Origin of the sequence: Arthrospiribacter ruber (assembly GCF_019343195.1) — a bacterium.
Classification (GTDB): Bacteria; Bacteroidota; Bacteroidia; order Cytophagales; family Cyclobacteriaceae; genus Arthrospiribacter; species Arthrospiribacter ruber.
The window spans coordinates 342,329-367,897 of record NZ_RPHB01000001.1 but is presented as its reverse complement, the minus strand read 5'-3'; the positions used below and the strand labels follow the sequence as shown (position 1 = coordinate 367,897).

The window sequence follows — 25,569 nt, the reverse complement described above, 5'->3', positions numbered from 1 at the left end:
CCTCAGAGAAGTTGAAGACAACATCCACCCTCCCTACCGATCTCTTCGATTTGATCCACCAATCAGGACAACTCTTCATGCTCATTTTGAATGAACAAAACCTCATCACAGGCTTTAATGCTCTTTTGGATTCACAGCTACCTGATTTTGGCAGCTCTATTTCAGCTAAATCACTTTCGGCAATTATTTATCCACAGGATTTTTCAAATTATACATTTTTGCTTAAAAATGCATTGGAATCCAAAAAATCAAGTTTTCAAATTGATCTTAGAGTACTTAACAAAGATGGTGAAGATTTTAAATGGACGAGATGGGAGTTTAAAATTGGAGTTATTAACGGGCAGAAAAGAATTTTGGGAATTGGCTACCCTATTTCAAAATACCTGCCTCACCACATTGAAGTGCCCAGAAACCTGAACGAACTTCAGATAAAGAATGAAATATTGGGAGGGCTTTTTGAAGATCACCTGTTAGGTTTTTGGATTTGGGACCTCATCAAAAAAAAAGACTACCTAAGTGATTCATTTCTGAACATGCTGAAGTATACTTCCAAACCTGAAAGGAGCCAAAAACCTTCGGTCAAATGGAAAAAACACATTCACCCTGAGGATCAAAAAGAAGTGAAAACGCTTTTGAAGCAGCATTTTGAATCAATGGGCAATACCCCTTTTCACCACGAATTTAGATTGCTCACCTTAGAAAATGAAACGATAAATATTTTGTGTTACGCAAAAGTAATCTCTTGGTCAGAATCCAATCAGCCCCTATTGATGATTGGTGGTATTTTTGATATTTCTGAAAAGAAAAAATCAGACCTTTTACTCGATAAGCAAAACAAGTTTCTCAAAGACCTAACCTTCAACCAGTCCCATATGATGCGCGCCAAGCTGGCCAATGTGCTAGGCATTCTCGAAGTCATCAATCTGAAAGACGACTTGGCAGAAGCGAAAGAGCTTCTTGCTATTGTAAAGAAAGAAGCCCTCAAACTGGACCAAGTCTTACAGGAAAGCATCCATGCCTCCAGCACCCTTAATTCGGATTAGCCTTCATAATGGATCTTTCTCCTTTGGCCAATCCTTGATTCTGAAGTTTACAGGCCTTCTGATTCCAGTATACCCAAGGCATACCTCATGATGATATCCTGAAAATACAGGGTATACTTTGCCTGAGCCTGGTCAGACTGGGCAGTAACCAATTGTTGATTGGCTTGTGCAAGGTCTACAAAATTTGACACCCCCAGTCTAAACCTTTCAGAAATGGCTTTTTGAGCTTCTTCTGCTGCTTTAAGCTGAAGTTTGGTAGCCTCATCTCGGCGGATAGCAGCCCGGTAATTTTCATAAGAAAGCTTGACATCCTGAGCAATCTGCCTTTCCAAAGCTCTCTTTTGAAGATTCTGATTTTTCAAGTCTACCTTACTTCTAGTTACTTCCAGTCTATTGTCAAAATTATTGAAAACTGGAATATTCAATCTAAGACCAAATGAACGCTGAGGATATATGGTAAAAAATTGGTCCCTAAATGGTCTTTGGTCAAAAGAAGTCGAAAAGGTGCTATAATTGAAAAAGGCATTAATTTGGGGGTAAAGCTGAGCCCTCGAAACCGCAAGCAACCTCCTGTTTGCTTCCTCCAGAGACTGTTGCTGCAAAAGATCTTTTCTATTGCTTAAAGCAATGTCATAAAGTTGAGGATAAGAAAGGGCTAAAAGATCACTCCCAAATGCAGCCACATCTACTGCCTGAGGTTTTGGTAATGCGTTGTTTTCCATTTGAAGAATTTCAGCCAGGGTCCAGAGGTCTGTTTCCCACTGAATCCTTGCATCCAAAGCGACTGTCTCTAACCTTGCAACTTCAGATTGTTGGTTATAGAGATCGGCCAATGTTCTCAATCCGGCATCCACAAATCCCTCAATTTGCTCAAGTTGTTTTTTTTGATTTTCAAGGTTTTCGACAGCAATATTATACAATTGTTCATCAAGTAATACCTGTAAATATTGCTGGGCCACATTGAACATCACCTCTTCCTTGGCTCTCTGCACTTCATTTTGCCCAGCCTCGGCAAAATGCCTGGTAGCAGCTGTCATATTTATTCTTCTAGCCCCATTGAAAACAGGCATACTTACATCCACATTTCCGGTAATATAGTCCTGAATCTCATTGGTTACAATCAGTTCTCCTTCTACCTGCTGGAACTGCTGTCCAATATTCCGCCCCGCAGTACTGCCCATGTTGATTCTGGGTAGATGGGAAAGCTTGGCATTTATTTTTTCGGCTTTCAGAACTTCCTGCCTGTTACTGACCATCTGAAAATCCAGGTTTTGGCTTATCCCTATCCTGACTGCTTCATCAAATGACACGGGTATAGTATCCTGGGCCTGAAGATTAAATGGAATTGTTAGGCATAATGCCAAGTGTAGTAGGGTATTTTTCATTTTTCAAATGGTAATATCTTGGTCTATTTTTCCGTCAAGCATCTCAATCAGACGGTTTCCGTAGTCTGCATTTTCCCTGGCGTGAGTAGCCTGAATAATGGTAGTACCCTCTTGATTGAGCTCTTGAAAAACAGTCATGATCTCCTTAGCTTGGTTGGAGTGCAGGTTTCCAGTGGGTTCATCAGCTAAAAGTACCCTGGGCTTACCTGCTATGGCCCTGGCAATCCCTACCAACTGTTGCTGTCCGCCTGACAATTGCTCAGGAAATAAGTCTTTTTTTGCAACCATATTGAACCGATCCAAAAGATTGGCTACGATACTTTTCCTTTCGCTACCCGAAACATTTCTGTATAAAAGTGGGGTTTCAATATTTTCATAGACTGTCAGTTCATCAATAAGGTGATAGGCTTGAAAAATATATCCAAACTCGGACTTGTGAAGGGCATTCTTTTCTTTGGATTTCATGGAATTAATGTCTCTATCATCAAAATGGTAAAGCCCCTCATAATCCTCATCCAGAAGGCCAATAATATTGAGCAAAGTAGATTTACCGACGCCCGAAGGCCCCATAAGGGTGATGAATTCTCCCTGTTGGATTTCCAGGTCTATGCCCTTAAGAATAAATGTGCGCTGAAAGCGTGAATCAATAAATTTATCAATATTTGAAAGTCTGATCATGAACAAAGATTTTTTTACTCTTGACCAAGTTCCCAAACTTATGCCATAAAAAAAGCCCTTATTCTTAGCGAATAGGGCTTTTCACTTATCATTTGGCCTAAAATTGCCGAACATGTTTGTCCGCCAGCGGACGAAATTATCCAGGTATACTCGGCCTTACTTCTATTTTGCTAGGAAGCGTCCTTGGGTGTATTTTCATCAAATCGACCACCATCTGTCCCAAATCTTCTATCTGGATCTTCCAGGCATCAGCTTCATTAGGTGTATGATCATTGAAATATGTGGCCACGGAACCTGGCATAATCGTCGTACAGCGGATGCCTTCATTTCTCAAATCCAACATCACCGCTTGGGTAAATCCGGTAAGACCAAATTTACTGGCATTGTATGCAGATCCTTTCGCGAAGAAATTGGTACCCGCAAGACTGGAAATAGTTATAAAATAACCTTTCGCTTCTTTTAGCCCTTCCAATCCGGCTTTGAGCGTGTAAAAAACTCCTGTAAGATTGGTATCTATGGTTTCCTGCCACTGTTCAACACTCAAATCCTGGATAGCAGCAAAATGCCCTATGCCTGCATTGGCAACCAACAGGTCAATCTGTCCCCATTTATCCATTGCTTGCTGTATGGCTTTCTTTTGGGACTCGAAATCCCTCACATCTGCCTCAAGTCCAAGTGCTTCTCCTTTTCCAATTTTATTCAGCTCGGATACTGCTTTATCCGCAGCCTCCTGAGACCGACTGGTAATGGCAACCCTCATACCCTGTTCCATTAGGGCGGCGGCGATTCCATATCCTATTCCCTTGCTTCCTCCTGTGATAAAAGCTGTTTTGTTTGCTATATTTTGCATGATTTATATTTAGGTTAAAAATCCGATTATCTACTTAGCAAAACCTGTCATCCCTTAAAGAGGTTCAGAAAAATTCAAATTTCGTAGGAAAGGACAAACATTTGAAAATCCCTTAGGGCAAGGAACCTTATGTCCTCCATTTCCTTTCAAGATTAAACATGGAAATTGAAGAGGGGGCTTTGAAAGATGTGTAAAATCCAATTTTTCCTCGGGTTACACCTAGGCTTATTCAAAGTTCGATCACTTGGTGATCATAAACAAGCATCAAACAATTCATCAGTTAAACAATTCCACTACTCTGTCTTCAGGAGGCAAGGATATCCAAACACTAATAACTATACACTTTTTAGTACGGCCCCTGCTAGTGTCTTCACTGACAGATCTCTCTTGCCCTTCAAAAATCAGTTAACATTTTACCTTTACCTCTCATTCTTCCTTTATCCCTCATCCTTCCTATCTAAGATTTTTCTATTCTCCTTTAAGAGAATCGACAGGATTGATACGGGCTGCCCTGAAGGACTGTACGCCCATAACTGTCCAGGCTACTGCCATCACTAAGCCCATCACGATCAAAAGCGTAGTCCATCCCAGATCAATTCTGTAGGTATAATCCTGCAACCATTTGTTCATTCCATACCAGCCGAGTGGAGCAGCGATGACAAAGGCAATGAGCACCAGTTTGGTAAATTCTTTGGAAAGCAACAACACCAAGGAGCTTACAGATGCACCCAATGCCTTTCTTATTCCTATTTCTTTTCTTCTTTGTTCAGCCGTGAAAGCCGTCAGAGCAAATAAGCCCATGCAGGCAATAAAAATCGCAAATCCTGTAAACGCTGCAAACACTTTCCCAATCCTTGCCTCAGACGCATACATGGAAGCAAAGCGATCATCCAAGAAACTATAAGTGAAGGGTTGACCAGGTGCCAATTCATTCCATTTTCCTTCGAGAAGCGACAAAACTTCTTTGGTATCTCCTGCCTGAAACCTGAATGAGGCAATCCCTGTAGGATTGGGATCAATAAACATTAGAACCGCACCAATATTTTCCTTCAATGATTCAAAATGGAAATTCTCCACCACCCCTATAACAGTTCTCAGCTCAGCATTTTCGGTACTAAAACCATTGTCATTATCTCCGGAAAAAGAGGATATTTTTTGCCCGATTGGATCCCCATCGAAATTGAAATTTTTGACCGCAGTCTCGTTCAGAATTACTCCTGAAGAATCGGAGGGAAAGTCCAAACTGAAATCCCTACCCTGAATGACTTTCATCCCAAGTGTGCTGATATAATCAAAGTCTACTCTCCAGTTTTGAATGGAAACCAGATTTTCCTGATCCTGAATATCCCTCCCAAATACCCACCAAGGGGTATCTGACCTATTGGTCCCTGATACTGGCAGGTAACCACTTAAAGTCCCTTTTTCAATAAGAGAACTGGACAAAATCTGTTCTTTGAAAGTTTGCTTTTGACTTCCCATGGCATACAGATCATGTACCATGATGATCTGATCCTTACTAAAACCGAGGTTTTTATTTTGTATAAAATTCATTTGTGAAAAAAGCACTATGGTACAGAAAATAAGTATGATAGAAATGGCGAACTGAAAAACCACCAAAGAACTCCTGACTGATGAACTTTTCATTCCTTTGGATATATCCCCTTTGAGAACTTTGGAAGGATTGAATCCTGAAAGAAAAAGTGCAGGATAAGCCCCTGCGATAAGTCCCACCAAAAAGGCTGCTAAGAGCAGGTACAGATAAAACTCCACATCCGTCAGAGGAAGCTTTAGATTTCTCCCTGCCAAATCATTGAAAAAAGGCAATAATAAGGAAGCCAATAAAATGGCCAGCATAAAAGAAAAAAGGCTCATGATAAAGGTTTCACCTAAAAATTGACCTATAAGCTCATTTCTCCCAGAACCCATCGTTTTCCTAACACCTACTTCCTTGGCTCTATTGGATGATTTAGCTGTCGCCAGATTCATAAAATTGATGCAGGCGATCAATAAAATGAATACTGCTATCGCGATAAACAGATAAATGTATGTAATCGAAAAGTTTGCTTTGAACTCACCTAATAAATCTGAATGTAAATGTATGTCCAATAGTGGCTGTAAACTGTATTCTACTTTGTTTCCCGAAGCTTTGAATTGTTCCAATGTAAAATCCTCACCCAAAATCTGTTTCAATACCGGAGCCATGTGTTTTTCACTCATTGCCCTGATTTTCTCTTCCATTGCCTTGGGATCAGCCCCAGGATGGACGAGTAAATAGGTTTGGAAATTATTACTCAACCACTGACCGCTTTTAGCTTCAGCCAAACCCTCTGCTGCCAGCAATGCATGAAATTGAAAATGGCTGTTTTCAGGAATATCAGCAAAAACCCCAGTGATATTGTAGGAAGTTTTATTATCGAGAATAAGACTTTGACCTACTGCATTTTCTCCTTTGAAAAACTTGTCAGCCAGACTTTGGCTCACGAGCATGGTATTTGGTTCATCCAGGGCCTTTTCTCTAATTCCCTGTACTAAAGGAATATTAAAAACATCCAAAAAGCTTTTTCCTGCAAACACCACATCATTTTCTTTGATATTGTCCTCATATCTTTTGATCAGAAATGAACCCTGCTGTCTAAAATGAACCGCAGCCTCGACTTCGGGGATTTCGGATACCAATGCCTCAGCCATTGGGGCAGGAGCAAATGTCATGTTCATGGCATTGCCACCAAAGACAATATCTGAACTGATTCTGTAAATGCGCTCTGCATTGGGAAAATGCCTGTCATAGCTCAATTCATTTTTAACAAAAATTGCGATAATCATGCACAGTGCCATTCCCAATGACAAACCTAATACATTGATAAAGGAAATGCTTTTGGTCTTCCAAAAGTTTCTCAGGGCAATTTTCAGGATATTTCGAAACATATAATTTGCATTTAATTAGGTTCAACAATTACTCGCTTTTGAAAGCACTGGAAGGGTTTTCCATGCTGTCTGAAAGATTTCCAGCCTACTATAAAGATGGCAACCATGCCATCCATAAGCAATGAAACTGCACAAATCTGCCAGGATAATCGAATTTTTGAATTGGAACCCGACATCCATTTTCCAATCAGATAACTCACTGGTGGGGCTTCCAAAGCAATACCCTGGAGATTGGGACAGGCCCCTATATCTTTAGCAAATGCGGAGTGCCTTGCTGTCCGATAAGACAACTTGTTCCGATTAACTCGTTTTGATCGGTTGTAAAATCTCCATAAGAAATCAAAGTTGAAATGGTGAAAGTATGATGTGACACATTTTCAAATTCTTCATAGCCCATCTTTAATCATCTTTCAGCGTTTTGGCCGGGTTCAATGCGAAGACCTTTAGTGTCCGATAACCTATGGTGAGAATTGCTATAATTAGCACCATTAGGATAGACAGAAGGTAAATTGACAAGGAAATGTCTGTTTTATAGGCAAAGCCCCCCAGCCAAATTCCTTTAAACCAAAGCCCGAATCCTACTGCCATGATAGCAGACACTGTCAAGAGGACAAAGAAGTCAGAGGATAAAACTTTAAGCACATCAATCGCATCGGCTCCCAATACTTTTCTGATGCTGATTTCCCGAGTTCTTCTCATCGCAACGTATGAGACCAAACCGAACAGCCCCATACAGGCAATGAAAATAGCTATGCCAGCAAATACGCCGAATATGCTACTGACTTTCATTTCTGCCTGGTACATTTTATCATATTCTTCGTCCAGAAACCGGTAAGTAAAGGGCCTGTCGGGAAACAAACCCTTCCAGACTTCCTCCAATTTAGTAATGCTTTCGTTGGGACTGCCTTTTGGAAGTTTTGCTAAAATCCAATTGGCTTCAGAAGGTTGGATAAATATTGCCAATGGTCCCACCTGATGGTGTAAAGAGTTGAAATAAAAATCCTGTACTACACCTTTTATATTGCAAATAAGTCCGTTATAATTCACTTTACGACCAATACTCTCTTCCACTTCCCATCCCATTTCCTTAATGGCCGCTTCATTGAAAATGATGTTCATTTCTGATTGACTCTCATAGGCCTCTGACTGATTGATATCCTGTTTTGAAAAATCAGTACCTGCTATCAGGTTGAGGCTGAGAGTCTGAAGTATATCATGGTCCACAGCAAAACCCGTGATCATAAAATCTTTGTCGTTGTCTCCCCCGGGAGATACAGAGTACCCGGCCTGAATAAATATGGGTAGGGAGTTGGACAGACTTACAGACTGTGCGGCACCTGTTCTATCTACTTCATTTTTGAATGAGGACACCTTTTCCATCATGTTGTAGTGAAAATTGAGCGCGATCACCTGTTCTCTGTCATAGCCAAGGTTCACAGTCTGCATATAATCCAATTGTTTTTTAACAATAAAAGTGGCAAGCAACAGGCTGATTGAAACAAAAAACTGGAAAACCACCAGGCCTCTCCTAAGCCAGCCTCCTTCATTAGCTCCTGTAAATTTTTTCCCTAAAGCTTTGAGAGGTTCTAACCCGGATAAAACAATGGCCGGATAAAAACCCGAAAACAACCCGATCAGAATTAATAAGGCAATCATTAGAGAAAACCCTAAAGGACTAAATAGCAGTTCCAGTCGTAAAGGAACTCCCGAAAAATCCATAAAAAATCCTTTCAACAGGTAGATTACTAAAAGGCTGAAAAGAACTCCTGCAGTGGAAAGGATCATAGATTCGGATAAAAGCTGTCCAAATAACTGAGGCCTACCTGCACCCAAAACCTTTCTTAGCCCTACTTCCTTATTGCGCTCAGTAGACTCCGCAGTGGCAAGATTGACATAATTGATGATCCCTATAATTATAAGCAGAATTGCAACTGACCCAAAAATATAAAGGTTCTTAATGTCAGATGCAGGTTTCATTTCCTTTAGTTGACTGTCTCCCAAGTAAATGGAAGTCAAGGGTTGAAACAACATTGCCACTTCAAAACCATAACTTCTCAATTGTTCACCCAAATATTTTTCCACCATCTGATCCAGTTTCCCAGCAAAGACTTCTTTATCGGTATTGGGAATCAGTTTGGCATAAGAATAATAATTGGCGGGAGACCATTGGGGGTCTTTTCCATGTCTGGTTGTGATAAAAGAGGCTAAAAAGTCAAAATCAAGGTGACTGTTACTGGGGAAGTCAGATACTATCCCTGTAACCTGATAATCTGTCCCGTCTACCTTTATCGTGCTTCCTACTGTAAGTAAAGGCCTCTGGAAATAGCGTTGTGCAGCGGAATATGTCAGGACTATCTGATTGGGTTCGGTTAAAAGTTTTCCCTCAGCTCCGGCAAGTAATTCCAGATTGAAGATTTCAAAGAAATTTTCATCCACAAAGGCAAATTTGCTTTCCTCCCGGTTTCCTTGGCCCCCATCTATCAGCACCGAAGAAAAGATGCTATAATCAAAAATCAAGGTAGCAACTTCCACTTCCTCAATTTCTTCCATCAGGGCTGGCACCAAAGCTGAAGGCGTCATAGCTACTACCTGTTCCTCTCCTGACCTTTCAAACTTTTGGGCAAACCTTACCACCCGCTCCGAATCAGAATACATGCTGTCATAGGTAGCCTCATGGTAAATGTATAAGGCGATAGCCAAAAAACTCACAATGGCTACAGTAAGACCCAAAATATTAATGCCTGTATAAAGCTTCCGCTTCATCAGGTTTCTAAACGATACTTTGAAGTAATTTTTCCACATGGCTCATTAGATATAAGTTGGTCAGTTCCCATAAGGGGCAAGTCAAAATAAACTTTTCACCAATTGTGCCATTTTAAAAAATGGGGCAGACCCACTTTAAAAGGTATTTTTCAGAAATTCACATATAGGACACATGGACATTTTTGTGCGCAGGCGGTCAAAAAATTTTCTTAAATCTTTGCTTTCACCAAACCTAGCAACCTGATTGCCAGCCTTAACTCATAAGAAAAAAGGTTCTGTCAAAACTCAGCCATGCACCAATTGCAACAAAAGTCCACAAATATATGCACCATAAGTCCCGACAGCGTAACCCAATACTGCCATCAATACACCTACAGGTGCCAAGGATGGATTAAAAGCTGATGCCACTATAGGTGCTGATGCTGCTCCACCTACATTGGCCTGAGATCCCACTGCAACAAAAAAGAAGGGAGCTTTAATCAAATAAGCCACCAACAACATGATCAGCACATGAAACAACATCCAAAGTATTCCAATCAGAAAAAATACCGGACTATCAAAAATTGCCATCAGATCCATCTGCATTCCAATTGTTGCTACCAAAACATAAAGCAAAACCGATCCCAGTCTAGAGGCCCCGGCACCTTCCAATTCCCTTGCACGCGTAAATGACAGCAAAAGACCACCTGTCGTAGCAACCACCACTATCCAAAAGAATGCTTTGTCTAAAGAGTACTGCCCAAGTGCCGGATAGTTTTCACCGATAAAGGGGGCCAACCAATCTGCAAGCAAGTGAGCAAAACCAGTCAAGGCAAAACCTATCCCCAAAATTTTCATGGTATCAGCCATACTTGGTATTCTGAGAATACTTTCCCTGTATTTTTCTACTTTCTCTTGCAACTCATGAATGGCAGAACTGTCCGCTTTGAAGATCTGGTCAATCTTACCTGGCTTAGCAGCCCAATATAGCAAAACCGCCATCCAAACATTGGCTACCAGAACATCCACTGCGATCATTTGTGAAAAAAGTGTAGGGCTAGCTCCAAATACCTCCAGCATAGCAGTTTGATTCGCCCCCCCTCCTATCCAACTTCCTGCTATTGTGGCCAGTCCTCTCCAAATCTCATCGGGACCAGCTCCTCCCAATACCTCCGGAAAAACAGCTGAAACTGTCAACAATGCCAAAGGCCCTCCTAAAATGATACCAAGTGAACCAGCCAAAAACATAACCAAAGCCTTGGGACCTAACTTTAGAATACCTTTGAAATCAATACTTAAAGTCAACAAAACCAGGGATGTGGGCAATAAATAACGTGAAGCCATGCCATATAGCTGAGAATACTCACCTGAAATCAATCCTACAGAATTTAGCACAGCAGGAATAAAGTAACAAAGCAAAATTGAAGGCACTACCCTGTAAAATTTCTGCCAAACTGGACGCTTACTTGATGACGTTCCAAATACCAATGCCAAAACTGACATCAAAATCCCAAAAACAATGGCATCATTGGTAATCAAAGGGGCGGATTCTTGCATGGAAAAAGATGTTTTTTTGCAACAATACCACAATTGGACAAAAAATCAAAAGTTGCTTTGCTCCCACATGTAGGTAAATTCACCCAACATCATCGCTGTGGCTCCCCAGACCATTTCAGATTCTATATCAAAATACGGTGCCTCTATTCTAATACCCCCATGTACTTTAACTGATCCGCTTTTTCTTATGGACCGATCCAAAATCCTTGGAAATGGACACCTGATGATTCTCTCTACTTCACTGGGATCCGGACTGAACACAGGCTTATCATGAAGGTAACCCAAGTAAGGAGAAACCATAAAATTACTTGGTGGGATATAAAGATCTGACATTCTTCCCAATAATACTACCTTAGATGCGTCTATACCGATCTCTTCCTCGGACTCCCTCAAAGCCGTATAGGCAAGGTCTCCATCGCTTTCCTCCATTTTCCCTCCAGGAAAGGCAATCTGCCCGCTGTGCACTCCTGGATATGTAGGCCTCTTAATAAAGGGGACATGACATATTCCTGACTCATCAGGATAGAAGAGCATCAAAACCGCTCCCTTTCTGAAATCCTTTCTTGTTTGTTGGGCAAACCTGGTTTCATCCACTGGCATTGGGGCCATTGTAATCTGTCCTTTTCTTCCTGGCAAAGGTTGCTGCAGGAGCATTTCCAGTCTTCTGATGACTTCTCCAAATTCCATTAAAAATCGACTTTCCTGAGTTTTTCTTTTAGAAACCCATCTTTGGCGTATTTGGTTGTCTTAAGGGGATGTTTAAAAGAAAGAAGTATTGAATTTTCCACGTCTATGAGCCAGAGTTTTGGGGTGACTCCCTCTTCCTCTTCAAAAAAACCAGATACCAATAGGTAATTTGGAGTTACCCACACTGCATCTTCAAATCCCCCTGAGGGCCCCATAAACAGCAGTCGCTCCCTCATTCCATCATTGCGGAAATAGATCACTTCTGAATCAGGATTGAGAAATGGACCGCCCTGCTCAGGGAATACAATTTTGTAACTGTAGATATCCACCACACCTTCACCGTCCGGATTTGGAAGCAAATAGGGATAAAAAGGGGAGTTCTCGTCGATATAATTCTCTTCTGGCCACTCCAATTGATCAAAGCTGAGCTTCTTGTCCAATACAAAATCTGAGGTACTGAAACCATTTTCTACCTTTCTCCAATGAGAGGCCCAAGGTTGCAATTGCTGCACCCCGATTTCCAATAGCTGATACTCTTCCTCTTCTAAAGTCATTCCCTCTTCCTCCTCTACTTCTTTGGTCTCTTTGTCTGATGAACAAGACGTAAGAAAACCTGACAAAAGTAAAGCAATCAAAGAGTAAAGAAATATGGATTTTTGAATCTTCATCGTATGTCTGAAAGTAGGACGAATAAAATACATCTTGAGTAAAAATCAAAAAAGGCCGGAACATTGTTCCAGCCTTTTCCATCTCTCAAACCTATTAAACCTATTGTAGATATTCATTGATTGAATAACATGGTTGAAAGGTATAGAATGTTTTGTTATTGTCCAAACAATCGATTGCGAAAATTTTATTTTGTTATCAAAATCATAAAATTCTTACTCAATTTTATACCGGAATTTCAAGATTATCATATAGATACGTTTTGAAAAAAAATCCATTTCAATGGAAAATTTCATTATACTCAGGCTCTGCCCAATAAAATATGAATCCGTATTTTGATGCACATTATTTATTGATTCTTGGAATAAATATACAAGTAGAAATGTAATAAAAACCTGCCCATACTTTTCATTGCCTGTCCATTTGTTATACATTTAATTCTGTTAGGATCAAGAAACGAAATGGAACCAAATAAAATTGAATTTACTGCCGAAATCATAGAAAATAGTTTTGCACACTACATGGAACTTTTCAATGAAATCACACGCAAAGCACCAGTATTTTTTAAGAAAAAAGATTGGACAGGTATGCAGATACAGCACAAAAAAAGACTTCGACTGTACAAAGACCATATCAGTGAGGCTACAGGTCTAATAGAAGGCATTGTAGAAGGGATGGATGGAGATTTTGATTTTTGGATACAAACAAAAAAAACGTACCAGCAAAAGATTAAGTCAAGAAGAGACAAAGAGTTGGCAGAAACCTATTTTAATTCCATCATCAGAAAAATATATCCGGGATTGGCCATCAATGAAGCTTTGATGTTTGTACATGAAGGCTACAATTCCTGTCCGCTTTATTCGAATACTAACCTCTATCATGAATACCCTTCCCAATGGGGACTTCAGAAAATCTTAAGGAGCATAATGGCCGATTTTGACTTTGATATACCCTACCTCAACAAAGAAGAAGACATACAGCTACTCGTGAGGTCTGTAAGGGAGGTAATCTTGTCAAGGTACAAAGCCACAGAAGACACCGTCACACAGGTGATTAAAAGTGTTTTTTACAGAAACAAGGCAGCCTATTTGGTAGGCCGTACACGTGTTGGAGACAAATGGATGCCATTCATTATTCCATTTCTTAACGGGCCTAATGGGGTATACGTGGACACCCTGATTTTTGACCCTAAAATCATGGCACACCTTTTCAGCTTCACCAGGTCGTACTTTATGGTTGAAGTTGAGATCCCTTCCCAGATGGTAGCATTCCTAAACTCTGTCATCACACACAAGCAAGTTCACGAACTTTACAATGCCATAGGGTTCAACAAGCACGGAAAAACCGAGTTTTACAGGGATTTCATCAACCATTTGGCTTTATCAAAGGATAAATTTGTGATAGCTGAAGGCATCAAAGGAATGGTCATGACTGTATTCACTCTACCTTCATACAACATCGTCTTTAAAATGATAAAAGACTACTTTGAACCTCCAAAAACCATGACAAGGCAGGAAGTAAAAGAAAAATACAAAATGGTCAGCCTTCACGACCGTGTGGGTAGAATGGCTGACACCCATGAATTTGAAGAGTTCCATATTCCTCTCGACAGAATCAGTGAAGAATTGATGAAGGAACTGAAAAATGATGTCAATTCCCAATTGGATTTTACTGAAAAAGAACTCATCATCAGGCATGTATACACTGAAAGAAGGATGGTTCCGCTAAACCTTTACTTGGAAACCTGCACGCTTGAAGATGCCAAAACTGCGGTAGAAGAATATGGATATGCCATTCTTCAACTGGCCAAAGCCAATATTTTCCCGGGAGATATGATGACCAAGAATTTCGGGGTGACAAGGCAAAAAAGAGTGGTATTTTACGATTATGATGAAATTGAATTTCTTACAGAAATGAATTTCCGGGAAAAACCCATACCTGAAACTTTTGAACAGATTTATGCCTCGGAACCTTGGTACGAGATCAAACCCAATGACGTATTTCCGGAAGACTTTAAGAGATGGATGATCGGCAGACAGGATGTTAAAGAACACTTTCTGGCGTACCATAAAGACCTTTTTGATCCTGAATATTGGACCAAGCTTCAGCAGCAAATAAAGAAAGGGGAGTTTATCCATGCTTTTCCCTACCCCTCAGAATTGAGGTTTAGGCCAGAAGAAGAGGCATAAAAAAAGCCGGGCACAGACCCGGCTTTTTAGGTTTTTTAGCCAAAAGGATCAACTTCCGCCACTTACCGTAAGGTTGATGGTTCTTTCGGCAGTAAAGTTACTCTCTGTCACCAATACAAACTGCATGGTAATGGTAGAACCAGCTGCATCAGATGGTACAGTGTACTGGAAAGTTTCTACGTAAGAATCATCAGTATTCCAATTGGAGAAAGTCTTTGTTTCAAGGTTTGTAGCAGTACCACCAGAAACCCTATTCATTCTCAATTCAGTAGCATTTTCGTGCTCTGAATAGATATTTAGCGTAAACGTCACTGTCTGCCCCGGTTCAGGATTGGTAGTGGATGCCGTAAGCGTAGCAATGGTGCCAACAGCCCCTACCACATCATATTCAGGCTCCACGTCTTCCAGAATACAGGAAGTTGCAAGAAATAAAACCGTCAAGATCAGTGCTATATTTTTCAAATTATTCATAGTCATTTTCATTTAAACGTAGATAAATTACCTGTCCCAGAAAACCCTGTCCTGATTGGTCACAGATGGGACATTCGCTGAATTGTTCACTACCTCCCTGTTAGGATAAATAAACCTCCTTGGAAATGCTCCTTGGGTGGAATTGGATGGTGAAGGCTCCAAAGTAGGAATACCTGAAACGGTATTGGAAGCTCCTTCCGGAGTAGACCTTCTCCAATCCGACCAAGCTTCTGCCTGAAGAAACAGGTCAATATGCTTCTCCTCCATGATTTTTTCCAGCGTAATACTGTCTGCTGATTCGCTTCCAAATTTTTCAATATATGCTGCATCTGCTGACCCTGTAACCCGCTGCAAGGAAGCCGCCACAGCTGCATTGAAGGCTTCGGCAGCCCGGGATTGCTGTCCAGCTCTCAAAGCTGCCTCCGCTTCTATAAACTTGAGCTCACTATAGTTCAATACTGGAGTAGGTGCTTCACGTGTATTGAGATAAGGCCCTGGGACTACAGCACCTTGCGGTCTGGAGGAAGATCCATTCGGCGTGCCTACATACAGCCCAGCAGTCGTCTCCGATACAAAAAACGGTAACCTTGGATCATCCATTCCTTCTTCCACCCGGTCTCTTAACTTGTCAATAAAACGTTGACTGATCCCCACATTGTTTTCCCCGAAAGTAGTCTGAAAAAACGGAAACCAAGGGCCGGCAAATTCAGATCCAAAAACCACAATCGGCTGGTCCGCATTGGATTCAAAAGAACCCGCATCAATAGCAGCCAAAGTTGCAGAAGCAGAACCTGCTGGATCCACTTTACTAAGGTGATTATGGTATCTGGCTTTTAAAGCATTGGCTAACATGATCCATCTTGGTCTGGAGTTTTGTCTCCATAAACTCTCATTATTGGCCCTGTAGATCAAATCATTGGTACTCGGTGAGGTTGTGCTTTCTGAATTAAGATCCGCAATACCTTCATCCAGTAACTGCTGTACCCTCGCGTATATTTCCTCCGCACTGTCAAAGCTAGGCTGGGTAATTTCATCCAACTGTAAAGCTTCAGTGTAAGGAATGTCATTCCAAAGGTCTACAGAATAAGCCAATACTGCTGCTTCCATGATCTTGGCAGCACCCAAGTAATGTGTAGCTCCAAGCTCTTCTGACTTCTCTTTGATGTTCTTGATGTTATTCAGACAATTGGCATAAAACCTGTTCCAGGTAGCATCACTCATATCAGCTATAAAGGCATAATTATTCACTTGTTGCTGATCTCCAAGGACTCCAGTGAGGTACTGCATCAAAATACTTGTAAACTGGGCCGACTCCCCACTTACACCATAAACATAGGCTGCAGTCACTGCAGGGAATATCACCTGAATGGAAGCGTCCGTAGCTTGATTGGGATTGGTATTGATTTCATCGAATGATTCACAGGAAACCAACATCGCCACCAACGTGAAATATATAAATATCTTATTTTTCATTTCTTTTCTTCTTTTTGGTTTAGAACGAAGCGTTTATCGTAAGACCATAGCTCCTCATATTTGGAGTAGTAAATGCATCCAGACCAATCGCGCCATTAGGTCCACCTAGGTTGGTCTCAGGATCTATACCTCCATAATTGGTGAATAAGAGGAGGTTTCTTCCATATACACCAACCGAGGCCCTGCTCATACCCATTCTGCTGGCAATAGAGGACGGAAATGAATAATTGAGCGTCACGTCTCTCAATCTGATCCAGGATCCATCCTGCACCCATCTTTCAGTCAACTCCCGTCCAAAAGAATTAGCAGCGCCCACTCCTTGGAAGGCAGCTTGATCCAAAGTAACAGGAATATCATTAACCTGTCCGTGGTTATCCCCTCCTGGGTTCTCTATAACACCTCTGAAAACTGCCACTTTATTCCTATCCAAAGTATGCTCTGCCACACCTGAACCATTCCCCATCCAGAATGCGGTCACATTGATAATATCACCTCCTTTTCGTATATCCCACAACATGGTAAGGTTGAAGTTTTTGTAATAGAAATTATTCCTCCAACCGATCAGGTAATCAGGGTTTGGATTTCCTACCATGATCTGTTCTGGATCCATCATTGGAAAACCCTGAGGATTTACCAAGACATCTCCATTGTCATTTCTCAGAAAACCATTCCCATAGAATACTCCAAACTGCTCTCCGGGGATCAATCTGCTTTGGATTCTTGCCCCAAACATATTGGTAACTATTGGTTCATCATTAGGCAGAGAAACCACAAAGTTTCTGTTTCTAGTGAAATTGAAAATCATATCCCAGGAAAAATCCCCCCTATCTAAAATTGTACTGGTAAGAACAGCTTCAATACCTTTGTTTTGGATCTCGCCGGCATTGGTCAGTTGGGAAGTAAAACCTGTGGATGCCGGAACCGGAACTGATACGATCTGATCCTGGCTGACGGCATTATAATAAGTAACATCCAAACCAATCCTATTTTCAAACAACCTAATGTCTGCTCCAATTTCAAAAGTATTGGTAAACTCAGCCCTCAGGTTGTTGTTACCCGCGGCTGAACTCAACAGTACCCCTCCTACTCCATCTATAGGAAACCTCACACCTGAAGCATATCTCGTACTTGTAGTGGCAATATTATAAAAGGTGTCTGTAGAAAACGCCGGAGGAATATTACCAGCACCTGCATAAGAACCTCTTAATTTGGCAAAACTCAAAGTCCTACTGTCAATCTTTAACAAATCAGTCAAAGCTACACTTAGACCTGCACTACCATAAGTAAAAGAACGGTTGTTGGCTGGAAGTGTAGAAGCCCATTCATTTCTGACAGATAATTCCAAAAAGATAGAGTTAAGATACCCCAAACTTGCTCTGGAGAATACTGCCTGCGTCATTCTTCTTGTATCTGTTTTGGTGAAAATGGGATTTTCCTGCGTGTTCGCAATATTGAACAATCCCGGAATGGCGAAATTGGTACCATTCATGAAAAGACTGCTGGTAGAAGAAGAAAACATATTGTGTCCAACCAGAAAAGTAGCAGAAAAATCCTCACTCAAATCTTTGGTCGCAGAAAGAATCAAGTCCGAGTTAAGGATTCTGTCTGTATAAGTATCCTCATATATTCTTCCACCTAAAGCACCACTTGCTGAAATAGCTGCTCCACCGGATGAAGATGGGGCCCATATTTGAGTTCTTTCGTCATGGGAGAAATCAAAACCCAATCTATGGGTAATGGTCAGCCAGTCGCTTGGGGTTATTTCAGTTTGTAGAAACGAAATAAACCTGTTTACATTATCTGTATAAGGGTTGTTATTGACCGTCCAAAAAGGGTTGTCCGGACTAAATGGAACTGATCCGTCCAATGCCCCTCTAAAGTTTCTCTGTACACCACTTGGATAGACAAATCCTGCAGAGTTATCAAATGATGGAGGAGTTCTGTAAAGGCCTTGTATAGCATCTGAGAAGTTATCTCCCCGTCCAAACTTGGTCGAGGTACTATTGACATAATTCACAGAACCTCCGATTTTAAATTTCTCGGTTAGTCTTGAATCTGCTGATAACTTAAGGGAGGTCCTGTTAAAGTCATTGTTAGGAATGATACCTTCCTGATACATGTTTCCGGCTGAAAGATAAAAACTTGACTTTTCATCTCCGGCCGATACAGCTACGTGGGTATCATTGGTGAAACCATTTTGGAAAAATAGTCTTTGGTTGTCATAAACAGGAACCCTAGGACCGGCATTGGGATGGTTCATATCCACAATGGTACCATTAGGATCTTTAGCAAAAGGAGTACTTGGATCGTATCTCAATGTAGAAATGGGTGCTCCATAATGATTGAAAGTAGTCCCTCCATTATAAATTCCATTATCACCCTGTGCATATCTCAATTGTCCAGGGAAATAATTCATGATCCTATCCGTGGAAGTGTTGGTGGAAACATCTACTGTAAATCCCTTTTTCCTGGATCCTTTCTTGGTAGTGATCAATACTACCCCTGTTGCACCCTGAATACCATATAGGGAAGTAGCAGCAGGTCCTTTCAGCACAGATATACTTTCGATATCATTAGGGTTGATATCAATCGCTCTATTGGCATAATCCACACCACCTGATGTACCTATAGAAGCTCTAAAGGAGTTATTGATCGGTACACCATCTACAACGAATAAAGGTTGGTTTTGTCCTGAAATAGATTGTATACCTCTTATCACGATACTGGAACCGGCACCCGCAGAACCACCCTGTCGGGTCACCTGTACACCGGCTACCTTGGCATTCAGGGCATCTACTACATTTTGTTCGCGGGAGGCAAGGATTTCAGCAGAACCCACTTCTTGTTGGGAAAAGGAAATTTTCTTTTTTTCCTGGGTAAGACCAAATGCAGTCACCACCACTTCTCCCAACTGCTCTGTATCCGGAGACATGACCACATCTACTGTAGACCTGTTGTTGACCCTTACGGTCTCTGCTCCAAAACCGATAAATGAAAATGTCAGGACACTGTTACCGGAAGGAACATTGATAGAGTAATTGCCATCGATGTCCGTTACCGTTCCGGTATTGGTACCCTGAACCAAGATAGACACGCCAGGTAACGGCATTCCATCTTCCTGCGAAGTCACATTCCCACTCACTGCCATACCTTGCCCAAAACCATGATGGCCCAGACAAAATGCAGAAAATAAGAAAATTAATAGAGTAAAATTTTTCCTCATAAAACTTTAAGAATTTTAATTGTACATAAACTTAGAAATAACCAGAAAAAATCTGGACCGAAAACACCACCTTAAGTTGGCACATTAGGGAAAAACCCTCAGCTAACTCATAAAAACCTGTATATCAGCTCCATCTTAAAACATAAGCCGAATTAAATATTGTGAATAAAAAAGCAAATTGCAATAAAATTGATACTAAAAAATGATATTAAAACATTCTTACATCTAATTAGTGTCTTACAAAATAATATCCTTTCAAACGAATGATTTTTTAATTGAGCACTATTAATCAATCAGTTACATATTATTATTTAAAGTATATATGTCATATTTTCTTCACAAAAAAAAATATCTAAAACACCCTGACATTACTAAAAAATTCTAATTACTTGGTATAAGTGGTCAATAAATCAACCTAAAAATATATAAATAGTGCACTTCATAATTAATAATGGTCAAACTCACACTTAAAATGAAAATTTATTAGAAATACCGCAAGACTAAGTCCATAACAAACTATAGTTTAAAATATAAAAAAACGGAGAAAGCACCCTATAATTAATAAAAAAGCCCCTGAAAATTTCAGAGGCTTTTTACTTTTCATTATTAAAGAATTATCTCAACTCAACCAATTCAGGTGCAGAGTGGTCTTCTGGAATTTTGTCCATCGTAATTTCCTTTGTTTCGAGCTCAGGAGTTACTTTTTCAGCAAATTCTCCATGTGGTCTTTCCGAAATGTGCGGAGCGATTACCAAGGCCACAATGGATGTTAATTTGATCAAAATATTCATGGATGGCCCTGAGGTATCCTTGAATGGATCCCCCACAGTGTCACCAGTTACTGAAGCCTTATGTGCTTCAGATCCTTTGTACTGCATGGTTCCATCTATCATCACTCCTTTTTCGAAGGATTTTTTGGCATTGTCCCAAGCACCGCCGGCATTGTTCTGGAAAATACCCATCAAAACTCCTGACACGGTAATCCCTGCCAATAGGCCGCCCAATACTTCCGGTCCAAATGCGAACCCAACAATCATGGGAGAAATCAATGCTATGGCTCCCGGTGCTACCATTTCTCTGATAGATGCCTGGGTAGAAATTTCAACACATTTTTCATATTCCGGCTTGGCTTTGTATTCCATGATTCCCGGAATCTCCCTAAACTGCCTCCTGACTTCATTCACCATATCCATGGCCGCACGGCCTACTGCCGCAATCGCCAATGAGGAGAAAATAAATGGTATCATCGCTCCAACAAAGAGACCTGACAATACATCCGCTTTATAAATATCAATAGAGTCAATTCCTGCCAAACCTACATAAGCAGCAAAAAGTGCCAATGCTGTCAATGCAGCAGAGGCAATTGCAAATCCTTTTCCTGCAGCTGCTGTGGTATTTCCTACAGCATCAAGCACGTCGGTACGCTCTCTTACCTCTTTAGGCAAACCTGACATTTCAGCAATGCCACCGGCATTATCCGCAATTGGACCAAAGGCATCAATCGCCAACTGCATGGCGGTAGTGGCCATCATCCCTGCTGCTGCAATCGCTACACCGTAAAGACCTGCCGCCAAAAACGATCCGTAAATACCTCCTGCCAATACCAAAATTGGCAATACGGTAGATTCCATCCCAACAGAAAGACCTCCAATAATATTGGTAGCATGACCTGTAGAAGATTGCTTGATGATAGAATTCACAGGCCTTTTGCCCATGGCTGTATAATATTCTGTAATCATACTCATCAATGCACCTACTATCAATCCAATGACAACTGCTCCAAACACACCCATCTTGGTAAAGGCTATTGATCCACCTCTGGCCAATACTAAATCTCCCTCAGGCAACATGTACATGATAATCGGGTAAGAAGCAGCTACTGTAAGCAAGATTGAAATCCAATTACCTTTATTCAATGCTGCCTGTACGCTGTCTGATTCTTTATTGATACTGACAAACAAGGTACCTACTATGGAAAACATCAAGCCTAGACCTGCAATTACTAAGGGCAAAAGAATAGGTGCAATTCCACCAAAATTATCCGCAGAGACGATTTCTCTACCCAATACCATGGAAGCCAAAATGGTAGCCACATAGGATCCGAAAAGATCGGCACCCATTCCGGCTACATCTCCTACATTATCACCTACATTATCTGCTATGGTTGCAGGATTCCTTACATCATCCTCAGGTATTCCTGCCTCTACTTTACCGACCAAGTCAGCGCCAACATCCGCAGCTTTGGTATAAATACCACCACCAACACGGGCAAAAAGGGCTATGGATTCAGCTCCAAGGGAAAAACCTGCCAAAACCTCCAAGGCTGTCTCCATGGCGGCTCCATTTACATCGCCCCCGGTAGAAATCACGAACATGTTATAAAAAACAATAAACAAAGACCCCATACCCAAGACTGCCAAGCCTGCTACTCCAAGCCCCATCACGGAACCTCCTGTAAAGGATACTTTAAGCGCTTGTTTCAAACTTGTTTTGGCAGCCTGTGTGGTCCGGACATTGGCCTTGGTAGCAATATTCATCCCCATATATCCTGCGAATGCAGAAAGCACCGCCCCGATGATAAAGGAAATTGCAATCACAGGACTGGAAGTCTCTACTAAAGTTCCTGACCAACCGAGTATGATGGCTGCGATGACAACAAAATAACCGAGTATTTTCCACTCCGCCTTTAAAAATGCCATAGCTCCTTTGGCAATGTGTTCCGCCAACTCAGCCATGGTGCTGTCACCTGCATCTTGCTTGGTTACCCAAGCAGATTTGATTGCCATTACGATCAATCCGATAATCCCCAATAAGGGCACCAAATAAATAAACATTTGTTCCATAAAGCTTTTTTTGAGTTTACTGTCAATTTTTCATTCTGACAAATATATTACTATTCACTATCCATGCAATCAAAACAGATAAAAGTCATTCATTTTTGATATCAGAAGATTATTTGGTTTTTAAATGGCTAAAAAATGGGCTGAAATATCCTTTTATAAAAAAAACCGAGACTGTAGGGCTTGCTGAAAAAGTCTCAGGTATGCCATCTTCTTCATTGGGCTCACTCGAAGTATAAGCATACATCTTCATTCGCCCGCTTTGAATCTGGTATGCCTGAGACTAGCCTTAAAATTTCGAATTTTGAAATTTTAAGGAGCACGGAAATCAAGTTATATCATTGAATAAGCGTGCACCTGCTTAAAAAGAAAATACTTGACAAACGGGGTATTCATCAAAATTTAAAGCATTTATTTTCCAGTTGGCGTTTTTCAGCACGCCCGACTGTAAAGATGCCTCTGTTTTTCTGGATTGACCCGATTTAGAGAATATTCAAGAACCAAAGACGGTCTCGCCATCCCTATTTTCAGCCTTCAAAAGCTGTCCAGTGTTTTTGTCCACATACAAAAACCCGCCATTTCTATAAGGACCATGTCCAGGACTTGGAGAAAGAACAAAGTTTAGGAGCAAATGTCCATCTCCGTAATCTTTGTGCATAATCTGGATTTTATAGGCTTCTCTCTCCCCCACTTTTACCATCTCAGTCGCTTCCAATTGAAATTCAGCTTTTACCGGATAGACATTCTGCTTGCGGATCATCTGATTCCCCCCTTCAAATCCGGAACTCGCCGAAGTGGACTGCGTAAGTTTATAATCCTGAAAATCCAATTGAAATTGTTTGCCGATTTCATACTGAATGCTTCCCACAATCTGTAAAAAAGCTGCCATATCTGGGAGTTCACCAAATTGACTGGTCTTTAGGTTTTGCTTGCCCTGTTCTTCATTCTCAACGGTTAACTCCAATTCTCCGGAATTTCTTTTTAGCATCATGTCCGCAAAGCGCATTTGCACAAAATAAGGTCTGGAAATCACTTTATACCCGTCTTTTAATTCCGCCTGGATATAAACGGGTTCCATTCTATGCCTAGAATCCTTTTGGCAATTCGCTTCTGCCACCTCCATCAAACGATCTTGGATTTCATTGGCATCCAATACTGAAACATCACCGGCATCTAAACCATATTCGGATGCCACTTCGGCATAATAGCGCATAAATTCCAGTTCCTCTTCTTCACTTTGGGGTTCGTTTGAACCGAATTTTTCCTGCACTTTTTTCATTGTTTTTTCGAAAATCGTATTGCAGTCCAGCCCCTTATTCTCTTCTTCCTCTTCCATAGGTTTGATACTGGACAAAAGTGAACTACCCTCTGATTTTTCAGAAAATATGAATGTACCGGACTGGTGTACCAAGTTGATTTCAGGAATACTTTTTTGTTTGTAAAACTTCAGCGCATTAGGATATTCCTCATCTAAGGAGGCTTCTTCATACTGATAGTGGAAACCATCTTTTTCAGCTATCCGCGCATCAATACGGTATGCCCCTACAAAATCGTATTTATTGAAAGTTTCACCTGCATGATCATAAGGCCCCTTTACATTGACTTTGCTAATTGGCTCAAAATCATTGATCAAGATCTCACCTATTGCAAAATCAAAAAAAGTACTGGCCTGAACCTTCTTGATGTCTTCAAAATCAAAAACATACAAATCAAAGTCTACCTCTCCGTCTTCCATGCTGTGAAATACCACAAACCTGTTACCCATGGATCCTAGCCGATAGACTCCTGCTTTACCATCAAAAGGCCTTATTGAAAAATTACCTATAGATTCATCCTCAAATTCCGCATGAAGCCCCTGATCAGTATTGCTTTCTTGATCAAATTCTTCCAAGTATTTGACAGACCCCTTAAGTTCTCCTTTTGAAGTCAGAAAGTTTACAAACGAAACTTCATTTTGAGCAGGCTCTTTGATTTCTCTAAAGCTTACCTTTTTAAGTTGCCCGCTTACATGGCTTAAGCCATCTCTTTTGGGTTTAATATTCAAATCAATCTCCCAAAAATCATCTATGCCCTTTTTAATAGATATTTTCCTCTCGTAACCCACACCTGAATGCCCAAAATCCCGCTCAATCTCCATACAGTCTATACTTTGGGTTCCAAAGTTTACATTTCTCAAAAAAAACTCGCCCTCAATCGTGCCGGCATCAGCATCCACAAAATTGGAAACCTCCAATGAAATGTAATTCTCCTGATCTATTCCCTCTTCAATAAATGTAGGGATGGTCAAAGCCACGAGGTCTCCCCTTTTTTCCAGAATTGCTTTTTCAAAATAAAAGACCCTCGACTGACCACTATTTTGAACTTCTAATTTATTTGGCCACTCCGGATTACCATAGACGAGCTTTTGGGGACAATCCTTGGCATTGCCTTGAAAAATGATCAAAAATGCAAAAATCAGGTGTAAACAGTGTTTCATTTGTAATTTATTTAATTTTTTGAAAATCAAAGGTTTTTGAACCATTCTTCATATTTATCTCCCAGTACTGGTAAAGGCTTCATTTCTCCATTAATAGCCGCCAATAGCCCGATTATCCACATGTAGATCATCAGGAAGAATCCTACTATTGCCAGCAACCAACCCACAAAAGGTACCCAGCTGACAAAACTCAGTGCCAATCCAGTCACAAATAGCCCCAACATCTGCCTGATATGGAATTGGGCAAAGGGATACTTTTTATCCATGTTCAAAATAAAGGCCGCAATCAGGCCAATGACAGTAAGGTAAGCAATAACTCCTATCTGCTTACCTTCCACTTCGGGGTTTGAGGTCATCATATTTT

16 protein-coding genes are annotated in these 25,569 nt (G+C 40.9%); 2 read left to right on the top strand and 14 right to left on the bottom strand.

Annotated features, from left to right (window positions below; genetic code table 11):
* The first annotated feature begins 11 nt into the window (after positions 1-11).
* Entirely contained in the window at positions 12-1,043 is a 1,032-nt protein-coding gene (locus EGN73_RS01400) for a PAS domain-containing protein (RefSeq protein ID WP_219286373.1), read from the top strand.
* 47 nt (positions 1,044-1,090) lie between these two features.
* Here EGN73_RS01400 and EGN73_RS01395 read toward each other — a convergent pair whose 3' ends face one another.
* The 8 genes from EGN73_RS01395 to EGN73_RS01360 form a co-directional block, all read right to left on the bottom strand.
* Positions 1,091-2,428, bottom strand: coding sequence for a TolC family protein (locus EGN73_RS01395; protein WP_219286371.1), 1,338 nt, complete (start codon positions 2,426-2,428; stop codon positions 1,091-1,093).
* Between the two features lie 3 nt (positions 2,429-2,431).
* Positions 2,432-3,106, bottom strand: a complete 675-nt coding sequence (locus EGN73_RS01390; RefSeq protein ID WP_219286368.1) for an ABC transporter ATP-binding protein — start codon at positions 3,104-3,106, stop codon at positions 2,432-2,434.
* A gap of 136 nt (positions 3,107-3,242) precedes the next feature.
* Complete coding sequence (locus EGN73_RS01385; RefSeq protein ID WP_219286366.1) at positions 3,243-3,956, bottom strand: SDR family oxidoreductase; 714 nt, start codon at positions 3,954-3,956, stop codon at positions 3,243-3,245.
* 468 nt (positions 3,957-4,424) lie between these two features.
* Positions 4,425-6,881, bottom strand: coding sequence for an ABC transporter permease (locus EGN73_RS01380; RefSeq protein WP_219286364.1), 2,457 nt, complete (start codon positions 6,879-6,881; stop codon positions 4,425-4,427).
* Positions 6,882-7,280: 399 nt separating this feature from the next.
* Positions 7,281-9,683 (bottom strand): FtsX-like permease family protein, encoded by a 2,403-nt coding sequence (locus tag EGN73_RS01375; protein WP_219286361.1) that lies wholly within the window; start codon positions 9,681-9,683, stop codon positions 7,281-7,283.
* Positions 9,684-9,929: 246 nt separating this feature from the next.
* Positions 9,930-11,180, bottom strand: coding sequence for a DUF819 family protein (locus EGN73_RS01370; RefSeq protein WP_219286360.1), 1,251 nt, complete (start codon positions 11,178-11,180; stop codon positions 9,930-9,932).
* 45 nt (positions 11,181-11,225) lie between these two features.
* Positions 11,226-11,867 carry an NUDIX hydrolase gene (locus EGN73_RS01365; RefSeq protein WP_219286359.1) on the bottom strand — a complete coding sequence of 214 codons (642 nt, stop codon included), beginning with the start codon at positions 11,865-11,867 and terminating at the stop codon, positions 11,226-11,228.
* Positions 11,867-12,535, bottom strand: a complete 669-nt coding sequence (locus tag EGN73_RS01360; RefSeq protein WP_219286357.1) for a bifunctional isocitrate dehydrogenase kinase/phosphatase — start codon at positions 12,533-12,535, stop codon at positions 11,867-11,869. Before EGN73_RS01360 ends, EGN73_RS01365 begins: the two co-directional genes overlap by 1 nt.
* A 459-nt stretch (positions 12,536-12,994) precedes the next feature.
* Between EGN73_RS01360 and aceK the strand changes: the two genes are divergently transcribed.
* Positions 12,995-14,722: a bifunctional isocitrate dehydrogenase kinase/phosphatase gene (aceK, locus tag EGN73_RS01355; protein ID WP_219286355.1), complete on the top strand. Its 1,728-nt coding sequence runs from the start codon at positions 12,995-12,997 to the stop codon at positions 14,720-14,722.
* A gap of 48 nt (positions 14,723-14,770) precedes the next feature.
* Here the strand turns inward: aceK and EGN73_RS01350 are convergent, their stop codons facing one another.
* The 6 genes from EGN73_RS01350 to EGN73_RS01325 all read right to left on the bottom strand — a co-directional run bounded on the left by EGN73_RS01350 (position 14,771) and on the right by EGN73_RS01325 (position 25,564).
* Entirely contained in the window at positions 14,771-15,193 is a 423-nt protein-coding gene (locus EGN73_RS01350) for a hypothetical protein (protein WP_219286353.1), read from the bottom strand.
* A gap of 27 nt (positions 15,194-15,220) precedes the next feature.
* A complete protein-coding gene (locus EGN73_RS01345; protein ID WP_219286351.1) occupies positions 15,221-16,666 on the bottom strand; it encodes a SusD/RagB family nutrient-binding outer membrane lipoprotein in 1,446 nt (481 codons plus the stop codon).
* Between the two features lie 19 nt (positions 16,667-16,685).
* On the bottom strand, positions 16,686-19,889 hold the full coding sequence (locus tag EGN73_RS01340; RefSeq protein WP_219286349.1) for a SusC/RagA family TonB-linked outer membrane protein: 3,204 nt from the start codon (positions 19,887-19,889) through the stop codon (positions 16,686-16,688).
* A gap of 614 nt (positions 19,890-20,503) precedes the next feature.
* Complete coding sequence (locus EGN73_RS01335; protein ID WP_219286347.1) at positions 20,504-22,732, bottom strand: sodium-translocating pyrophosphatase; 2,229 nt, start codon at positions 22,730-22,732, stop codon at positions 20,504-20,506.
* A gap of 490 nt (positions 22,733-23,222) precedes the next feature.
* Positions 23,223-25,205: a hypothetical protein gene (locus EGN73_RS01330; protein ID WP_219286345.1), complete on the bottom strand. Its 1,983-nt coding sequence runs from the start codon at positions 25,203-25,205 to the stop codon at positions 23,223-23,225.
* Between the two features lie 26 nt (positions 25,206-25,231).
* On the bottom strand, positions 25,232-25,564 hold the full coding sequence (locus EGN73_RS01325) for a DUF4870 domain-containing protein (protein WP_219286343.1): 333 nt from the start codon (positions 25,562-25,564) through the stop codon (positions 25,232-25,234).
* Positions 25,565-25,569 lie beyond the last annotated feature (5 nt).